A 16,897-nucleotide genomic window follows, 5' to 3' on the forward strand; every position below is an offset into this window, starting at 1 on the left:
ATGCCGTCGCGCCGTCTCCTGCTGGTCCGTCACGCCACGGCTGCCGCCGGCTCGGTCGACGCGGACCGGCCGCTGACGGCGGGCGGCGCGCGGCAGGCCGCGGCGATCGGTTCGTGGTTGGAGCAGGCCGGGGTGGTGCCCGACCGGGTGCTCGCCTCGCCCGCGCTCCGGGCACGGCAGACCTGGGAGCTGACCGGGCTGCCGCTGGAACCGATCGTCGATCCGCGGATCTACGACAACACCGTCGAGGACCTGCTCACTGCCATCCAGGAGACCCCGGACGACGTCCGGACCGTGGCCGTCGTCGGCCACAACCCGTCGATCGGGGAGCTCTCTGCCGTCCTCGACGGCGGGGAGGGGGACCCCGAGGCCCGGCGGGCCGTCGACAGGGGATTCCCGGCCGGCGGCGTCGCGGTGTTCGGGCTGCCCGGATCGTTCGCCGCCCTGGTGCCGGGCGCGGCCACGCTCAGCGACTTCGCGGTGCCGGGCGACTGACCACCCCCGGCCAGGCGTCCCACCCCCGGCCAGGCGTCGCGGAAGCGCACCCTTGCGGAGCGATGAGTCGGTGGGGCCTGGGCCGTCTGAGCTGTCGACAGCCACGAACCCCGGGAGCAGCACATGGCCAGGATCGTCTCGAACTTCTTCATCGCCTTCGACGGCGTCGTCGAGGCGCCCCACGAGTGGCACTTCCCGTATTTCGACGACGAGATGGGGCGCGTGGTCGGCGAAGGGATGCAGACGACGAGCGCTTTCCTCCTGGGGCGACGGCTCTACGACGAGTGGTCGGAGTACTGGCCCGCTCAGGCGGCGGACGTGCCGTTCTCGTCCTTCATCAACGGTCTGCCGAAGTACGTCCTGACCCATCGCCCGATCGAGGGCAGCGTCTGGAACAACACCACTGTCGTGGGAGACGACCCGGACCAGGTGCGGGCACTCAAGGAGCGGCACGACGGGGACATCGGGATGTCGGGGTGCGCCACGACCGTGCGCTGGCTGCTCGCCCACGGACTGCTCGACGAATTCAACCTGCTCGTGCACCCGATCGCGGTCGGCAAGGGCCAGCGGCTCTTCGAGGACACCCCGACGGTGCCGCTCGAGCTGATCTCCAGCGCGACGCTGCCCAGCGGCGTGCTGCACCTGCGGTACGCGCCCGCGGCGCCTGCCTGACCCGTGCCCGGCCGCCGCGTCACCAGGTGCCGCGGTGCACGACCTCCTCGACGCCGCGGCGGCCGCGGCGGAGCGAGGGCGACCGCGGGTCCTCGGCGCCGGCGTAGCCGATCGACAGGCAGCCGACCGGCCGGAACTCCCCGGGTATCCCGAAGGCGGCCCGGAACGCCGTTCCCCGGTCGCCGGGGATCCCGAAGAAGCAGGCCCCGAGCCCCTCGTCGACGGCGGTGAGCAGGATCAGCAGGGCGGCCATGCCGGCGTCGACGTCCCAGTAGGGGACCGACCAGCGTGCCTCGTCGCGGTCGGTCCAGCCCTTGTCCGGCTCGGCGTAGCGGTCGAGGTAGGCGGACTTGTTCGACAGGGGGACGATCAGCAGCGGCGCGCGCCGCATCCGCGTCAGCCAGCGGTCGGGGGCGCCCCCGTCGGTGGTGGCCGCCCAGAAGCGGTCCCGCTCCTCGGGCGACTCCAGCACCAGGAACGCCCAGCCCTGACTGAAGCCCGCCGACGGCGCCCGGATCGCGTGTTCCAGCAGCCGCTCCCGCACCTCGGCCGGCACCGGACGGTCGGGGTCGTAGTCGCGCACCATGCGCCGGCGGCGGACGACGTCGGCGAACTCCACGCCCCCACCCTGCCGCACTCGCGGAACTGTCGTACCTGCCGGGCATGGTCATCTCGGCGGTTGAGGCTTCGCACGGGAGGCCCGCATGACCACAGTCGATGAGCGCCAGCTAGACGCGGAGGGTTCCGTTGCCGGGCAGGTACCCGTGCCCCGGTCCGACGGCCCGGGTGGTGCCGCCGTGGCACGGCCGCTACGGCTTCCGGCGGTGACCGCGGCGGGGTCAGGCTCCCGTCCGTCATGGGAGCGCGCCGCGGTCGTGGTCGGCCTCGCCGGCATCGTGATGTACGGCTTGTACTACGGGGCGTACTCCACCTTCTACGGCTCATTCGGCCTCACGCCCGAGGACGTCGGGATCTCCTGGCCCCAGGCGTTCGGCCGGATGTCCGTGGTCCCCGCCACGGTGGTGGCCGTCATGTCGGGCCCGTTCGTCATCTTGTTGCTGGTCGTCGCGGCCGCCGCGCTCGGCCTGCTCGTGTCCCTCGCCTGGGCGCGCCGGGAGCTGCTCCGCCGGTTCCCCCGCGCTGCCCGGGCCGTCGGGCCGGGGACCGAAGACGTGGTCCTCCGGTGGGCGCCCCCGCCGCAGGCCGTTGCGCTCGCGGTCAGCCTGGTTGCCTTCGACGCCGCGAAGGCCTACAGCGAGCGGGCGCTCAGGCCCGTCGATCTCGACGGGCCCTTCGCGTTCGTTCTCTTCGTGTTGCTCTCCGGAGGCGCGTGTGCCCTGCTCCGGAAGGTCGCCGGACACCGCATGGGGTCGATCGTCGGGTGCGTAGCTGTGGCGCTGCTGATCGCGTCGGCGTCCATCGCACTGAATTCGGCGGTGAGGGAGTCCGCTGTGCAGATGCGGGACGAGGGGCGCTGGGGGGCTGCCGCGACGGCAGTGGGCGTCGTGCCCCAGTACGTCACGGTGGACATGACCGGCAGTCCGGCCGGGTCGGGTAAGGAGAGCCCCGTGATGCTCTTCCTCGGCTCGGCCGAGGGCGTGAACGCGCTCTACGACTGCGCATCGCGAACGGTGCTTCGGATCGAGGCGCAGAACGTCACCTTGACTCATCTGCCCGCGACCTCGGACGCCGACCTGGAATCGGCAGCGGACCGTTGCCAACGCGGCTGAGGTCGCGAGGGAGACCGGCAAGGCGCGTTCCCTAGGCTGTCCTCCGTGCCGAAGCTGCAGCTGCTCCCCGCCGTCGACGTCGCCGACGGCCAGGCCGTCCGCCTGGTGCAGGGCGAGGCCGGCAGCGAGACCTCCTACGGTGACCCGCTCGAGGCCGCGATGCAGTGGCAGCGGGACGGCGCCGAGTGGGTGCACCTCGTCGACCTCGACGCCGCCTTCGGCCGCGGCAGCAACCGGGAGCTCCTGGCGCGTGTCGTCGGTGAGCTCGACGTCGACGTCGAGCTCTCCGGTGGCATCCGGGACGACGAGTCGCTGACGGCCGCGCTGGCCACGGGCTGCCGTCGGGTCAACCTGGGCACCGCCGCCCTGGAGTCGCCGGAGTGGTGCGCCCGGGCGATCGCCGAGTACGGCGACCGGATCGCCGTCGGACTCGACGTGCGGGGCACCCGCCTGGCCGCCCGCGGCTGGACCAAGGAGGGCGGCGAGCTCTACGAGACCCTCGCCCGCCTGGACGCCGAGGGCTGCGCCCGCTACGTCGTCACGGACATCACCAAGGACGGCACGCTGCGCGGTCCGAACCTCGACCTGCTGCGGGAGGTCTGCGCCGCCACCCCGCGGCCGGTGATCGCCTCGGGCGGGGTCAGCTCCCTGGACGACATCCGGGCGCTGGCCGGGCTGAGCGCGATCGGGGTCGAGGGCGCGATCGTCGGCAAGGCCCTCTACGCCGGGGCGTTCACCCTGCCGGAGGCGCTGCGCGTCACCGAGGAGGGCTCGTGAGCGTCATCCGGATCGGCCCGGGCGCGCCCTGGGAGGGCATCGTCGGCTACAGCCGGGTCGTCGTCCGGGGGGACACCGCGTGGGTGAGCGGCACGACCTCCGTGGTCGACGGCGCGGTCGCCCACCCCGGGGACGCCGCCGCGCAGACCCGCCAGGCCCTGAAGATCATCACGACGGCGCTGGAGCGGGCGGGGTTCACCATGAACGACGTCGTCCGCACCCGGATCTTCGTCACGGACATCGCCCGTTGGGAGGAGGTCGGCCGCGCCCACGGCGAGGTGTTCGGCGACGTCCGGCCGGCCACCACGATGGTGCAGGTCGCGGCGCTGATCGACCCGGCGATGCTCGTGGAGATCGAGGCCGACGCCGTGCGCTGGGCGGGGGCATGACTCTCGCCGTGCGGGTCATCCCGTGCCTCGACGTCGACGCCGGCCGGGTGGTGAAGGGCGTCAACTTCGTCGACCTCCGCGACGCCGGTGACCCCGTCGAGATGGCCCGCGTCTACGACGCCGAGGGTGCCGACGAGCTGACCTTCCTGGACATCACCGCCAGCTCCGGCGACCGCGCCACCACCTACGACATGGTCAGCCGCACGGCCGAGAGCGTGTTCATCCCGCTCACCGTCGGCGGGGGCGTGCGCAGCGCCGACGACGTCGACCGGCTGCTGCGCGCGGGCGCGGACAAGGTCGGGGTCAACACCGCGGCGGTGGCCCGGCCGGAGCTGATCGCCGAGATCGCCGGCCGGTTCGGCAACCAGGTGCTCGTGCTGTCCCTGGACGCCCGCCGCTGCCAGGACGGCGCGGCCACCGACTCCGGCTTCGAGATCACCACGCACGGAGGGCGGCGCGGGACCGGCCTGGACGCCGTGGAGTGGTGCATCCGCGCCGCGGAGCTGGGCGCGGGGGAGATCCTGCTCAACTCCATGGACGCCGACGGCACCCGCGCCGGCTTCGACACCGAGCTGATCCAGAAGGTCCGCCGCGAGGTGAGCGTGCCGCTGATCGCCAGCGGGGGAGCGGGCGCGGTCGAGCACTTCCCGCCCGCGGTCGAGGCCGGTGCCGACGCGGTCCTGGCCGCCAGCGTCTTCCACTTCGGCGTCCTGCGGGTCGGCGACGTGAAGGCCGGCCTCGCGGCGGCCGGGATCCCGGTCCGCCGGGAAGCCGACCATCCGGAGGGATCGTGAGCCTCCCGGGGGTCGGTGAGGAGATCTCCCGGGTGGCTTTCGACCGGGCGGTGACGCTGTTGACGGCAGAAGGCAGCGAGCTACGCGTCGAAGGGCCCTTCGACCTCACCGTCGACGGGTCGACCACCGAGAGGGTGGACCCTTCCCACGTCGCCCCGCACGCGGCTGTCCTGGTGCGGCAGGTGCGCCGGCGGGTCACGGCCCTGCGGGTGCTGGACGGCGGTGGCCTCGAACTTCGCATCGACGGCGACTTCTCGATGCTCGTTCACCCGGGTCATGAGTTCGAAGCCTGGACGTACAACGGATCAGACGATTCGAAGGCCGTCGGCATGCCGGACGGCGACGTCGAGACCTGGGGCCTCAGGTAGGACCCGGGCGAGTTGAGGACGGCGGCGCTCCGGGCAAACCGGTTGGACCTCACGGGACCGTCCGTCGAGACTGAGCCGTGCTCCTGACCCTGTCGACCACCCACCGGCCCGCCACCGACCTGGGCTTTCTGCTGCACAAGAACCCGGAGCGGGCGCAGTCGGTGGACGTCTCCGCAGGCCGGGTGCACGTCTTCTACCCCGAGGCGAGCGACGAGCGCTGCACGGTCGCGCTGCTGCTGGACGTCGACCCGATAGCCCTGGTCCGGAACGCCCGCGGAACCGCGACCGAGGGCTTCAGCCTCGGGCAGTACGTGAACGACCGCCCGTACGCGGCGTCCAGCCTGCTCGCGGTCGCCCTCGGCAAGGCCTTCGCCAGCGCGCGCCGCGGCGTCAGCAAGGAGCGGCCCGACCTCGTCGACGTCGCCCTGCCGCTGGAGATCCACCTGCCCGCACTCTCCTGCCGCGGCGGCGTCGAGATGGCGCAGCGGTTCTTCGCCCCGCTGGGCTGGACGGTCGGGGCCCGGCCGGTGCCGCTCGACGAGACGTTCCCCCACTGGGGCGACTCCCGGTACGTCGACCTGCGCCTCACCGGCACGCAGCGGGTCGCGGACGCGATCAACCACCTGTACGTCGGCCTGCCCGTCCTCGACGACGCCAAGCACTACTGGGTGAGCAGCGACGAGATCGACAAGCTGCTGCGGGCGGGGGAGGGCTGGCTGGCGACGCACCCCGACCGCGACCTGGTCACCCGCCGCTACCTGGCGCACCGGGTCTCCTTCGCGCGGGCGGCGATGTCCCGGCTCGCCGAGGTGGACGACCTCGAGCCGGACAGCCTCGACGACGCCGTCGTCACCGCCGGGAGCGGCGACGAGCAGGACGAGCGCCCCGTGCCGCTCGTGCTGCAGCGGCACGGGGCCGTCGTCGCCGCCCTGCGCGCCTCCGGCGCCGCGCGCGTGCTCGACCTCGGCTGCGGCAGTGGGGCCCTCCTGGCCGCGCTGCTGAAGGAGGGCGCGCTCACCGAGATCGTGGGCGTCGATGTCAGCCACCGGGCCCTGGAGGCGGCCGCACGCCGGCTCCACCTCGACCGCCTCCCCGACCGGCAGCGGGCCCGGGTGACGCTCCTGCAGGGCGCACTCACCTACACCGACGCCCGGCTGCGCGGCTACGACGCGGCGGTGCTGATGGAGGTCGTGGAGCACCTCGATCCCGACCGGCTGCCCGCCCTCGAGCGCACCGTCTTCGCCGACGCCGCCCCCGGGACCGTGATCGTCACGACGCCGAACGTGGAGCACAACGTGCGCTACGAGGCGCTGCTGCCCGGCGGGATGCGGCACCGCGACCACCGGTTCGAGTGGAATCGCGCCGAGTTCGCCGGGTGGGCGACCGGGGTGGCGGCACGGCGCGGCTACGCCGTCCGCTTCCTGGGGGTGGGGACGGACGACCCCGAGGTCGGTCCACCGACGCAGATGGCGGTCTTCACCCGCAGTGCCGCGGTCGCCGGCGAGGACGCCGCATGAGCGCCGACGACGTCCAGGGTCCCGAGGACGCGGCCGAGGAGACCGACGGCCGGGGCGGCCGCGCGCTGGCCATCCCCGACCTCGCGCTCGTCGTCCTCGTCGGCGCTTCCGGCTCGGGCAAGTCGACGTTCGCCCGGCGGCACTTCGCCCCAACCCAGGTGCTGTCCAGCGACTTCTTCCGCGGGCTCGTCGCCGACGACGAGAACGACCAGGCGGCCACCCCGGACGCGTTCGACGTCCTGCACTACACCGCCGCCACCCGGCTCCGGGCCGGCCGGCTGACCGTCGTCGACGCCACCAACGTCCGGCGCGAGGACCGCGCGTCGCTCGTGCGGCTCGCCAAGGACCACGACGTGCTGCCGGTCGCGATCGTCCTCGACCTGCCCGAGTCGGTCTGCATCGAGCGCAACGCCGCCCGCCCGGACCGCGAGCTGTCCGCGGCCGTGATCCGCCGGCAGCGCTCGGAGCTGCGCCGCGGACTGCGCGGGCTGGGCCGCGAGGGGTTCCGCAAGGTGCTGGTCCTGCGGTCACCGGAGGACGTCGAGGCCGCCGTCCTGACCTACGAGAAGCAGTACAACGACCGGCGGGAGGATCCCGGGCCGTTCGACGTCATCGGCGACGTCCACGGTTGCCGCGCGGAGCTCGAGGAACTGCTCGGCCGCCTCGGCTACACGATCACACGCGACGACCGCGGCCGGCCGGTCGACGCCGTCCACCCGGACGGACGCCGCGCTGTCTTCGTCGGCGACCTGGTCGACCGCGGGCCGGACTCACCCGGCGTCCTGCGTCTCGTGATGGGCATGGTCGCCGCCCGGCACGCGCTCTGCGTGCCGGGCAATCACGAGAACAAGCTGGTCCGTGCCCTGCGGGGGCGCAACGTGCAGATCAGCCACGGCCTGGAGGAGACGCTCACCCAGCTGGCCGCCGAACCCGAGGAGTTCCGCGGCGCCGTCGAGGAGTTCTGCTACGGGCTGGTGAGCCACTACGTGCTCGACGGCGGTGCCCTCGTCGTCGTGCACGCGGGGCTGCCGGAGAAGCTGCAGGGCCGGTCCAGCGGCCGGGTGCGGTCCTTCGCGCTGTACGGGGACACCACCGGTGAGACCGACGAGTTCGGGCTCCCCGTCCGCTACCCGTGGGCGAAGGACTACCGGGGCCGCGCGATGGTGCTCTACGGCCACACGCCGGTGCCCGAGCCGGAGTGGGTCAACAACACGATGTGCCTGGACACCGGCTGCGTCTTCGGCGGGAAGCTCACCGCGCTGCGCTATCCCGAGCGCGAACTCGTCGCCGTCCCGGCGGCCCGGACCTACTACGAGCCGGCCCGGCCGTTCCTCGTCGACGGCGCGGCCCCGCCGCTGCAGCCCGCCCGCGACGCGGACGTGCTGGACATCGAGGACGTGCTCGGCAAGCGCGTGGTCGAGACGCGGCTGGCCGGGCGGGTGACCGTCCGCGAGGAGAACGCGGCCGCGGCGATCGAGGTGATGAGCCGCTTCGCGCTCGCCCCGCAGCAGCTGCTGCACCTGCCGCCGACGATGAGCCCGGTCGCGACGTCGCAGCTGCCCGGGCTGCTCGAGCACCCGGCCGAGGCGTTCGCCCACTACCGCGACGAGGGCGTCGACCGGGTGGTCTGCGAGGAGAAGCACATGGGCTCCCGCGCGGTCGCGCTCGTCCGCCGCGACGACGTGCTCGGCGACCCGGACCGCCCGGTCGAGCGGCGCGGCGCCGTCCACACCCGCACCGGACGGTCGTTCTTCGCGCCCGACCTGACGGCCGCCGTCCTGGCGCGGCTGGCGGCGGCCGTGGAGGAGGCGGGGCTGTTCGACGAGCTCGGCAGCGACTGGGTCCTGCTGGACACCGAGCTGCTGCCCTGGTCGGCGAAGGCCGGCGAGCTGATCCGCTCCCAGTACGCGTCGGTGGGCGCGGCCGCCCGCGCCGCGGTGCCGGCGGCGGTCGCCGAGCTGGAGCGGGCGGCGGCCCGGGGGCTGGACGTCGGCGCCCTCCTCGACCGGCAGCGGCAGCGCGCCGGGGACGCGGCCGCCTTCACCGACGCCTACCGGCGCTACTGCTGGCCGACCGACGGCCTGTCCGGGATCTCGGTGGCGCCGTTCCAGGTGCTGGCGGCGGAGGGGGCGACCTTCGCCGAGCGGGAGCACGCCTGGCACCTCGCGGTCGCCGACCGGCTGGCGGCCGCCGACCCGGAGCTCGTGCGCGGCACCGCCCACCGGTACGTCGACCTGACCGACCCGGTGAGCGAGGAGGCGGCGACGGCCTGGTGGACCGAGCTGACCGCCGCCGGTGGCGAGGGCATGGTGGTGAAGCCCGCGGCCAACCTGACCCGGGGACGGCGGGGCGTCGTCCAACCGGGCCTCAAGGTCCGCGGCCGGGAGTACCTGCGGATCATCTACGGCCCCGACTACACGCGGCCGGAGAACCTCGACCGGCTGCGCGAGCGGAACCTCGGGCGCAAGCGCGGGCTGGCGCAGCGGGAGTACGCGCTCGGGATCGAGGGGCTGGAGCGGGCCGCCCGCGGCGAGCCGCTGTGGCGGGTGCACGAGTGCGTCTTCGCCGTCCTCGCGCTGGAGTCCGAGCCGGTCGACCCCCGCCTGTGACCGATCAGGACACCTCGACGCGGGCGACGTCCTTCCGGCCGGCCGCCCACAGGAGCAGCTCCATCGGCTCGCCGGCCACCACCCGGCCGCCCGCCCCGACGCGCCGCTCCGCGTCCGGGACGTCGGAGCGGCGCAGCACCACGCCGCGGCGACCGGCGGCGCGGCGGGCGTAGAAGGCGGTCGCGGTCCAGACGGCGTCCTGGTCCTCCCGCGACAGCTCGCGGACCGTCCACTCCGGTTGGGCCCGCCGCACGTCCTCGTGGTGGATCGCGAACTCGGACACGTTGACCAGGGAGGCGACGGCCGGCCAGCTGGTCGGCAGCCAGGCCGGCGGTCCGACGCGCACCCGGTCGACGAGCGCGCGGTACGGCGTCCCGGCGCGGAGCCGGTCCTCGGCCGCGTGCGCCCACGCCGCGAGCGGGCCGCCCAGACCGGCGGCCTCCAGGCCGTAGCCGAGCATGGCGTCGGGCCGGCGGTCGCGGACGACGAGGTGTGCGGCGAGGTGGGCAGTGGTCCAGCCGGCGCAGCAGGACGGGGCGTCCGGGCCGAGCTCGTCCAGCAGGTCGGCCAGCGCCGCGCGCTCGCGGGCCGCGAGCGGCGGGGAAGAGGCGGTCATCGCCGGAGGTTACCGAGGAGCCGACGCCGGGCAGCCGCCCCGCGAACGGCGATTAGCAGCACTAACGAACGCGTAGCATCGGAACCTCGCCGTCCGATCATGGAGGAGACCTGTGGCCCGCCGCCGAGACGCCGTGGTGCGGCGCGGGCTCCGCCATGTGCTGCGGTCGATCGTCGAGCAACCCGGCATGTTCACCCTCGCCGTCGTGGCCAGCAGCCTCTACGGCGCGATGACGGTCGCCAGCGCCTACGTCATCGGCGAGATCACCGACCGGGTGCTGCTGCCCTCGTTCGCGGACGGAGCCACGACGACCGCGGCGCTGGCCCTGGCATCGCTGGCGATCATCGGCGTCGCCCTGCTCAAGATCGTCGGCATCGTCGGTCGCCGTCTCTTCGCCGGGATCATGAGCTACCGGCTGCAGGCCGACTACCGCCGCCGCGTCACCGGCCAGTACCTGCGCCTGCCGCTGTCCTGGCACCAGCGCCATCCCACCGGCCAGCTGCTCTCCAACGCCAACTCCGACGTGGAGGCGTCCTGGTTCTTCGTGGCGCCGCTGCCTTTCGCGTGCGGGGCGCTGGTGATGATCGCCATCACGGTCGTCGTGCTGTTCCTCACCGATCCGCTGCTCGCGCTCGTCGGACTGGTCGTCTTCCCGCTCGTCTTCGTGGCCAACATCGTGTACTCGCAGGTGATGAGCCCGCGCATGCAGCGGGCGCAGCAGCTCCGGGCCGAGGTCAGCGAGATCGCCCACGAGAGCTTCGACGCCGCGCTGGTGGTCAAGACGCTCGGTCGCGAGGCGGCGGAGACCGAGCGGTTCGGCGCGCGGGCGGAGGAGCTGCGCGACGGCCTCGTCGCCGTCGGCCGGGTCCGCGGGCTGTTCGACCCGATGATGGAGGCGCTGCCGAACCTCGGCACCCTCGTCGTCCTCCTCATCGGGGCCGGTCGCGTGGCCGACGGCAGCACCGACGCCGGCGAGCTGGTCGCCATCGCCTACCTCTTCACCCTGCTCGTCCTGCCCATCCGGGCCATCGGCTGGGTGCTCGCCGACCTGCCCCGCGCTCTCGCCGGCTTCGACCGGGTCACGCCGGTCCTGGACGCCACCGGGGAGACGCCGTACGGGCCGGACGCCGCGCCCGCGGGGACCGGCGGCGCCGGGCTCGACGTCTCCGGCGTCGGCTTCACCTTCGCGGGCGTGGACCGCCCCACGCTCGACGGGGTCACCTTCGACGTACCGGCGGGGACGACGGTGGCCGTCGTGGGGCCCACCGGCTCCGGCAAGTCGACCCTGGCCGGGCTGCTGGTCCGCCTGGTCGACCCCACCGACGGCCACGTCCTGCTCGACGGCGTCGACCTGCGCGGCCTCCGCGAGGGCGAGGTCAGCACCACGGCCGCCTTCGTCGCGCAGGGCGCCTTCCTCTTCGACGACACCGTCCGGGGCAACGTCACCCTCGGCGCACCCTTCGGCGACGACGAGGTCTGGGCGGCGCTGCGCGTGGCGGCCGCCGACGACTTCGTCGCGGCGCTGCCCGAGGGCCTGGACACCCGGGTCGGCGAGCGCGGCGCGTCGCTGTCCGGCGGTCAGCGGCAGCGGCTCGCGCTGGCCCGCGCCGTCGTCCGCCGGCCCCGGCTGCTGGTGCTGGACGACGCGACCAGCGCCGTCGACCCCGCCGTCGAGGCACGGATCCTCGACGCGCTGCGGGACAGCGACACCCCCGCGACGGTGGTGGTGATCGCCTACCGGCAGGCCACCATCGCCCTCGCCGACGAGGTGGTGTGGCTGGAGCAGGGCCGCGCGCTCGCGCGGGGCACCCACGACGAGCTGCTCGCCGAGGTGCCGGGCTACGCGGCCCTCGTCCGCGCCTACTCGCAGGCCGAGGTGCCCGCGTGAGCGAGATCGTGGAGCGGCCCGAGGGCGCGTTCGCCACCCTCCGCCGCGGCCTGCGGATGATGCCCGAGTTCCGCCGCGGTCTCCCGGCCACGTTCGCGCTCGCCCTGGTCGCCACCGCCGGCCGGGTCGTCGTCCCGATCGCCGTCCAGCAGGTCATCGACCGCGGCCTGGCCTCGGGCGACCCCGATCTGGGCCTGATCGCCCAGCTCGTCCTCGTCTGCGCGGCGGTGGTGGTGATCACCGCCGTCGCCGTCTACCGGATGAACGTACGGCTGTTCCGGACGACGGAGACCGCGCTGGCCGGCCTGCGGATCCGTGCCTTCCGCCACGTGCACGACCTGTCGGTGCTGCACCAGCAGGGCCAGCGGCGCGGCTCGCTGGTGTCCCGCGTGACCAGCGACGTCGACCAGCTGTCGGTGTTCATGCAGTGGGGCGGGGTCCTGGGGCTGATCAGCGTGGGTCAGCTCGTCGTCGCCACCGTCGTCATGAGCTTCTACTCGTGGCAGCTCACCCTGCTGGTCCTCGCCTGCTTCGTGCCGCTGGGGATCGCCGTGCGCTGGTTCGCCAAGCGCCTGGCCGCCGCCTACGGCGTGGTCCGCGAGCGGGTCGGCGACGTGCTCGCGGCCGTGGCCGAGTCGGTCGTCGGGGCGCCCACGGTGCGCGCCTACGGCGTCCGGGCGCGGACGGCGGAGCGCATCGACGGCGCGATCGACCGCCATTACCGCGCGCAGGTCGACGCCCAGAAGACGACCGCCGCGGTGTTCGTGAGCGGTGAGTTCGTGGCGGCGTTCGCCAACGCGGCGGTCGTCGTCGTCGGCGTGCTGCTCGGGCTCGCGGGGGAGATCTCCGCCGGCACGCTCGTGGCGTTCCTCTTCCTGGTCACGCTGTTCGTGGCCCCGGTGCAGACCGCGAGCGAGGTGCTGAACGAGGCGCAGAACGCCGTGGCCGGGTTCCGCCGGGTGCTCGACGTGATCGACACCGAGCCCGACGTGCGCGACCCGGCCCTCGGCGACCCCGACGGCGTGCACGCGCTCCCGTACGGCCCGCTCGGCGTCCGCTTCGACCGCGTCTCCTTCCGGTACTCGCCGGCCGCGCCCAAGGCCCTGGACGACGTGTCGCTCACCGTGGAGCCGCGCCGGCGGGTGGCGATCGTGGGGGAGACCGGGTCCGGGAAGACGACGTTCGCCAAGCTGGTCACCCGCCTGATGGACCCGGTGGAGGGCCGCGTGCTGCTCGGCTCGGACGCCGGGGGCTGGGTGCCGCTGCACGAGGTGGCCTTCGACTCGCTGCGCACCCGCGTGGTCATGGTCCCGCAGGACGGCTTCCTGTTCGACGCCACGGTGGCCGACAACGTCCGGTACGGCCGGCCGGGGATGACCGACGCGCAGGTGGCGGTCGCCTTCGAGGAGCTCGGCCTGGGCACGTGGCTCGAGGGGCTTCCCGAGGGCGTCGCCACGCACGTCGGGCAGCGGGGCGAGTCGCTGTCGGCGGGGGAGCGGCAGCTGGTCGCCGTCGCCCGCGCCTACGTCGCCGATCCCGACCTGCTGGTGCTCGACGAGGCGACCAGCGCGGTCGACCCGGCCACCGAGCGGCGGCTGACCCACGCCCTCGACCGGCTCACCGACGGGCGGACGACGCTCACCATCGCCCACCGCCTCTCCACCGCCGAGCGGGCCGACGAGATCCTGGTGGTGGATGCCGGCCGCGTCGTCCAGCGCGGCTCGCACGACGAGCTGGTGGACGCCGACGGCCCCTACGCCCGGCTGCACGCCTCGTGGCGCCGCTCCTCGACCGGCCAGCCGGAGTCCGTCGCCTGAGGACGAAACCGGGCCGCCCCGGCGGAGGGGCGGGCACCTCGGGGACCGCGACCACCACCGGGCCGCGGCCCGTCCCCCGGTCGGCGTCCTAGGCTCGGACCGTGCCGTCGTCGTCCTCCCGGAGCCGGGTCCCGGCGCGTCGCTCGCCGCGGCCCGCCGCACGGGCAGGCACGTCCGCGACCCCGCAGGAGCGGCCGCTCGCCGCGTCACTGGCTGCGATCTTCGGCCTGCTGGTCGCCGCCGTGGACGGGTACCTGCTGTGGCTGCTCTGGACGCCCGAGGTGGGCTGGGACAGCTATCTGCTCGTCCCGGTCCTGCTCGGCGTCCTCGCGGTCGCGGCCGCGACGGCGGTGTTCCTCGGCGTCCGTCGCGGCTGGCTGTTCCTGGCGGTCGCCGCCGCGCTGCCGCTGCTGGCGCTGCTGGCGGTGGTGGTGCTGTTCGCCATCCTGGGCGGCGGCTCGGCGCTGTTCGGCGCGATGGCCCTCCTGGTCGCCCCGGTGGGCTGTCTGGTCCTGGCGCTGCGGCGTCCGGTCCGGGAGTGGACCCGTTCCGGCCGGGGACGTCGCCCCGCGGGGGGACGGCGCGAGCCGGGGTCCGCCCACTAGCGTCGCGGGAGTGAGCACCCAGAGCGATCCCCCGGCGGGCAGCACCCGGATCGAGACCGACGTCGTCGTCGTGGGGGCGGGGCTGGCCGGCCTGGTCGCCGTGGCGGAGCTGGCCGACGCCGGCAAGCGGGTGGTGCTCGTCGAGCAGGAGCCGGAGGCGTCCTTCGGCGGCCAGGCATGGTGGTCCTTCGGCGGGCTCTTCCTCGTCGACTCCCCTGAGCAGCGCCGGCTGCGGGTGCACGACTCGCTGGAGCTGGCCCGCCAGGACTGGTTCGGCACGGCCGGCTTCGACCGCGACTGCGACCACTGGCCGCGCCGGTGGGCCGAGGCCTACCTGCAGTTCGCGGCGGGGGAGAAGCGGGCGTGGCTCAAGGAGCAGGGCATCGGCTTCTTCCCCGTGGTCGGCTGGGCCGAGCGCGGCGGGTACACCGCCACCGGACCCGGGAACTCGGTGCCGCGCTTCCACATCGTCTGGGGGACCGGCCCGGGCGTCGTGGCGCCGTTCGCCCGCCGGGTACGGGCGGCCGTCGACGCCGGACTGGTGGACCTGCGCTTCCGGCACCGCGTCTCCGGGCTCGAGGTGAGGGACGGCGCGGTCACCGGCGTCCGCGGTGCGGTCCTGGAGCCGAGCGGCGTCGCCCGGGGGGAGGCCAGTTCGCGCGCCGAGGTCGGGTCGTTCGAGATCGCCGCCCAGGCCGTCGTCGTCACCGCCGGCGGCATCGGGGGCAACCACGACCTGGTGCGCCGGAACTGGCCGGCCCGCCTGGGCCCGGCGCCGCAGCGGCTGCTGTCCGGCGTCCCCGCGCACGTCGACGGGCAGATGCTGCTCGCGACGGAGGACGCCGGTGCGAGCGTCGTCAACGGCGACCGCATGTGGCACTACACCGAGGGCATCCACAACCACTCCCCGGTGTGGGCGCAGCACGGCATCCGGATCCTGCCCGGCCCGTCGTCGATGTGGTTCGACGCCACCGGCAAGCGGCTGCCGGTACCGCTCTTCCCGGGCTTCGACACCCTCGGGACGCTGGCGCACATCGGGACGACCGGTTACGAGCACACCTGGTTCGTGGCGACGCACAAGATCGTGGAGAAGGAGTTCGCGCTCTCCGGCTCGGAGCAGAACCCGGACCTCACCGGCAAGGACGTCCGGCTGCTCGCCACCCGGGTCAAGGCCGGTGTCGCGGCGCCCGTGAAGGCGTTCCTGGACCGCGGCGAGGACTTCGTCGTCGCCCCGACGCTGCCCGAACTGGTGGCCGGGATGAACCGGATCACCGGGGGGACGCCGGAGCTCGACCTCGCGACGCTGGAGCGGGAGATCGTCGCCCGCGACCGCGAGATCGCCCATCCGTTCACCAAGGACATGCAGATCACGGCGATCCGCGGCGCCCGCAACTACCTGGGCGACAAGCTGATCCGCGTGGCTCCGCCGCACCGCATCCTCGACCCGGAGGCCGGGCCGCTGGTCGCCGTCCGGCTGAACCTGATCACCCGCAAGACCCTCGGGGGGCTCGAGACCGACCTGTCGGGCCGGGTGCTGCGCCCGGGCGGCGAGGTGTTCCCGGGCCTGTACGCCGCCGGCGAGATCGCCGGGTTCGGGGGCGGGGGCATGCACGGCTACCGGTCGCTCGAGGGCACCTTCCTCGGCGGCTGCCTCTTCTCCGGCCGGGTGGCCGGCCGCGCCGTGGCGGCCGCGCTGTGAGCGGACAGGGCCGTGAGCATCGCAGCGAGCGCCAGCGAGCGAGGAGCGGAGCGGTTCGCGGAAGCGAACCGGTGACGCTGTGAGCGGACAGGGCCGTGAGCATCGCAGCGAGCGCCAGCGAGCGAGGAGCGGAGCGGTCCGCGGAAGCGAACCGGTGACGCTGTGACCTCGGGCGGGAGCCCCTGGGCCGACCCGGCGACGCCGACCGAACCCGGCCCGCCCTACGCCGGGCCCCCGGCGACCGGCCCGCCGGCACCGGCGTACGGGTTCGGGCCGTACGGGCCCGCTCCTTACCCCTCGCCCTACGGCCCCCCGCCCTACGGACCTCCGTCGTACGGCGCCCCGTCGCCCTACGGCGCCCCGTCGCCCTACGGACCCCCGTCGTACGGCTCCCCGTCGCCCTACGGCCCCTCGGGGCCCTGGGTTCCCGGCCCGCCGCCGGGTCCCCGGCGGCCCGGCCAGGTGATCGGTTCGGCCGTGCTCGCGCTCGTGCAGGCCGCGCTGGTCGTCCTGGCCTCGCTCTACGTGTGGTTCGCGGTGTCGCTGGTCGGCTTCGCCGCCGAGCAGACCGGGACCTCCGCGTCGGGCACGGCGCAGGCGCTCGCCTCCGAGGGCAACGTCCTGGCCGTGCTCGGGCTGCTCTCCGCCGTCCTGCTCGTCGGCGCCGGCGTCGCGGGACTGACCCGGCGGACGCAGGTGGCCTGGCTGCTGCTCCTGGCGGGGCACGCCGTCCAGGTCGTCCTCGCCCTGTACTGGGGGATCCGCCTGCTCACGGTCCTGGGGGACGTGCCGGGCACGATCAGCGAGGGCGCCTTCGCGTCCGTCGCGCTGGTCTTCGCCGTCGCCCCGCTGGTCGGGCTCGGGCTGGTCCTGCTCGGGCCGGGCAAGGCCTGGTTCGACGGCACCGCGCGGGCCTGACCG

At 74.4% G+C, this 16,897-nt stretch carries 16 protein-coding genes; 14 read left to right on the plus strand and 2 right to left on the minus strand.

Annotated elements, in window-relative coordinates:
- Together E4P39_RS10120 and E4P39_RS10125 are read left to right on the plus strand one after the other, a co-directional pair.
- Nucleotides 1-495, plus strand: a complete 495-nt coding sequence (locus E4P39_RS10120) for a histidine phosphatase family protein (protein WP_135136410.1) — start codon at nucleotides 1-3, stop codon at nucleotides 493-495.
- A gap of 123 nt (nucleotides 496-618) precedes the next feature.
- Nucleotides 619-1,167 carry a dihydrofolate reductase family protein gene (locus E4P39_RS10125; protein ID WP_135136411.1) on the plus strand — a complete coding sequence of 183 codons (549 nt, stop codon included), beginning with the start codon at nucleotides 619-621 and terminating at the stop codon, nucleotides 1,165-1,167.
- Between the two features lie 19 nt (nucleotides 1,168-1,186).
- Here the strand turns inward: E4P39_RS10125 and E4P39_RS10130 are convergent, their stop codons facing one another.
- Entirely contained in the window at nucleotides 1,187-1,786 is a 600-nt protein-coding gene (locus E4P39_RS10130; protein WP_135136412.1) for a nitroreductase family protein, read from the minus strand.
- A gap of 256 nt (nucleotides 1,787-2,042) precedes the next feature.
- Here E4P39_RS10130 and E4P39_RS10135 point away from each other — a divergent pair, with 256 nt between their 5' ends.
- The 7 genes from E4P39_RS10135 (at nucleotide 2,043) to E4P39_RS10165 (ending at nucleotide 9,351) form a co-directional block, all read left to right on the plus strand.
- Entirely contained in the window at nucleotides 2,043-2,897 is an 855-nt protein-coding gene (locus E4P39_RS10135; RefSeq protein ID WP_135136413.1) for a hypothetical protein, read from the plus strand.
- Nucleotides 2,898-2,942: 45 nt separating this feature from the next.
- Nucleotides 2,943-3,674: a bifunctional 1-(5-phosphoribosyl)-5-((5-phosphoribosylamino)methylideneamino)imidazole-4-carboxamide isomerase/phosphoribosylanthranilate isomerase PriA gene (gene priA / locus E4P39_RS10140; protein ID WP_135136414.1), complete on the plus strand. Its 732-nt coding sequence runs from the start codon at nucleotides 2,943-2,945 to the stop codon at nucleotides 3,672-3,674.
- Nucleotides 3,671-4,063: a RidA family protein gene (locus E4P39_RS10145; RefSeq protein WP_135136415.1), complete on the plus strand. Its 393-nt coding sequence runs from the start codon at nucleotides 3,671-3,673 to the stop codon at nucleotides 4,061-4,063. Before priA ends, E4P39_RS10145 begins: the two co-directional genes overlap by 4 nt.
- Nucleotides 4,060-4,857 (plus strand): imidazole glycerol phosphate synthase subunit HisF, encoded by a 798-nt coding sequence (gene hisF / locus E4P39_RS10150; protein WP_135136416.1) that lies wholly within the window; start codon nucleotides 4,060-4,062, stop codon nucleotides 4,855-4,857. Before E4P39_RS10145 ends, hisF begins: the two co-directional genes overlap by 4 nt.
- Complete coding sequence (locus E4P39_RS10155) at nucleotides 4,854-5,225, plus strand: DUF6188 family protein (RefSeq protein WP_135136417.1); 372 nt, start codon at nucleotides 4,854-4,856, stop codon at nucleotides 5,223-5,225. Before hisF ends, E4P39_RS10155 begins: the two co-directional genes overlap by 4 nt.
- Nucleotides 5,226-5,302: 77 nt before the next feature.
- The gene (locus E4P39_RS10160; protein ID WP_135136418.1) at nucleotides 5,303-6,742 is read left to right on the plus strand and encodes a 3' terminal RNA ribose 2'-O-methyltransferase Hen1; all 1,440 of its coding nucleotides are present in this window, start codon (nucleotides 5,303-5,305) and stop codon (nucleotides 6,740-6,742) included.
- The gene (locus E4P39_RS10165; RefSeq protein WP_135136419.1) at nucleotides 6,739-9,351 is read left to right on the plus strand and encodes a polynucleotide kinase-phosphatase; all 2,613 of its coding nucleotides are present in this window, start codon (nucleotides 6,739-6,741) and stop codon (nucleotides 9,349-9,351) included. The genes E4P39_RS10160 and E4P39_RS10165 overlap by 4 nt, the downstream gene beginning before the upstream one ends.
- Before the next feature lie 4 nt (nucleotides 9,352-9,355).
- Here the strand turns inward: E4P39_RS10165 and E4P39_RS10170 are convergent, their stop codons facing one another.
- The gene (locus tag E4P39_RS10170; protein ID WP_135136420.1) at nucleotides 9,356-9,967 is read right to left on the minus strand and encodes a TIGR03085 family metal-binding protein; all 612 of its coding nucleotides are present in this window, start codon (nucleotides 9,965-9,967) and stop codon (nucleotides 9,356-9,358) included.
- 112 nt (nucleotides 9,968-10,079) lie between these two features.
- On the opposite strand from E4P39_RS10170, the gene E4P39_RS10175 reads away from it, so the two are divergent.
- The 5 genes from E4P39_RS10175 to E4P39_RS10200 all read left to right on the plus strand — a co-directional run bounded on the left by E4P39_RS10175 (nucleotide 10,080) and on the right by E4P39_RS10200 (nucleotide 16,894).
- Entirely contained in the window at nucleotides 10,080-11,855 is a 1,776-nt protein-coding gene (locus E4P39_RS10175; RefSeq protein ID WP_167761746.1) for an ABC transporter ATP-binding protein, read from the plus strand.
- Nucleotides 11,852-13,672 carry an ABC transporter ATP-binding protein gene (locus E4P39_RS10180; RefSeq protein WP_245159750.1) on the plus strand — a complete coding sequence of 607 codons (1,821 nt, stop codon included), beginning with the start codon at nucleotides 11,852-11,854 and terminating at the stop codon, nucleotides 13,670-13,672. The genes E4P39_RS10175 and E4P39_RS10180 overlap by 4 nt, the downstream gene beginning before the upstream one ends.
- Before the next feature lie 101 nt (nucleotides 13,673-13,773).
- The gene (locus E4P39_RS10185; protein ID WP_135136421.1) at nucleotides 13,774-14,277 is read left to right on the plus strand and encodes a hypothetical protein; all 504 of its coding nucleotides are present in this window, start codon (nucleotides 13,774-13,776) and stop codon (nucleotides 14,275-14,277) included.
- Between the two features lie 10 nt (nucleotides 14,278-14,287).
- A complete protein-coding gene (locus E4P39_RS10190; RefSeq protein ID WP_245159751.1) occupies nucleotides 14,288-15,976 on the plus strand; it encodes an FAD-binding dehydrogenase in 1,689 nt (562 codons plus the stop codon).
- A 477-nt stretch (nucleotides 15,977-16,453) separates the two neighbouring features.
- Entirely contained in the window at nucleotides 16,454-16,894 is a 441-nt protein-coding gene (locus E4P39_RS10200; protein ID WP_135136422.1) for a hypothetical protein, read from the plus strand.
- Nucleotides 16,895-16,897 lie beyond the last annotated feature (3 nt).

This window comes from Blastococcus sp. CT_GayMR19, assembly GCF_004570385.1.
Taxonomy (GTDB): domain Bacteria; phylum Actinomycetota; class Actinomycetes; order Mycobacteriales; family Geodermatophilaceae; genus Blastococcus_B.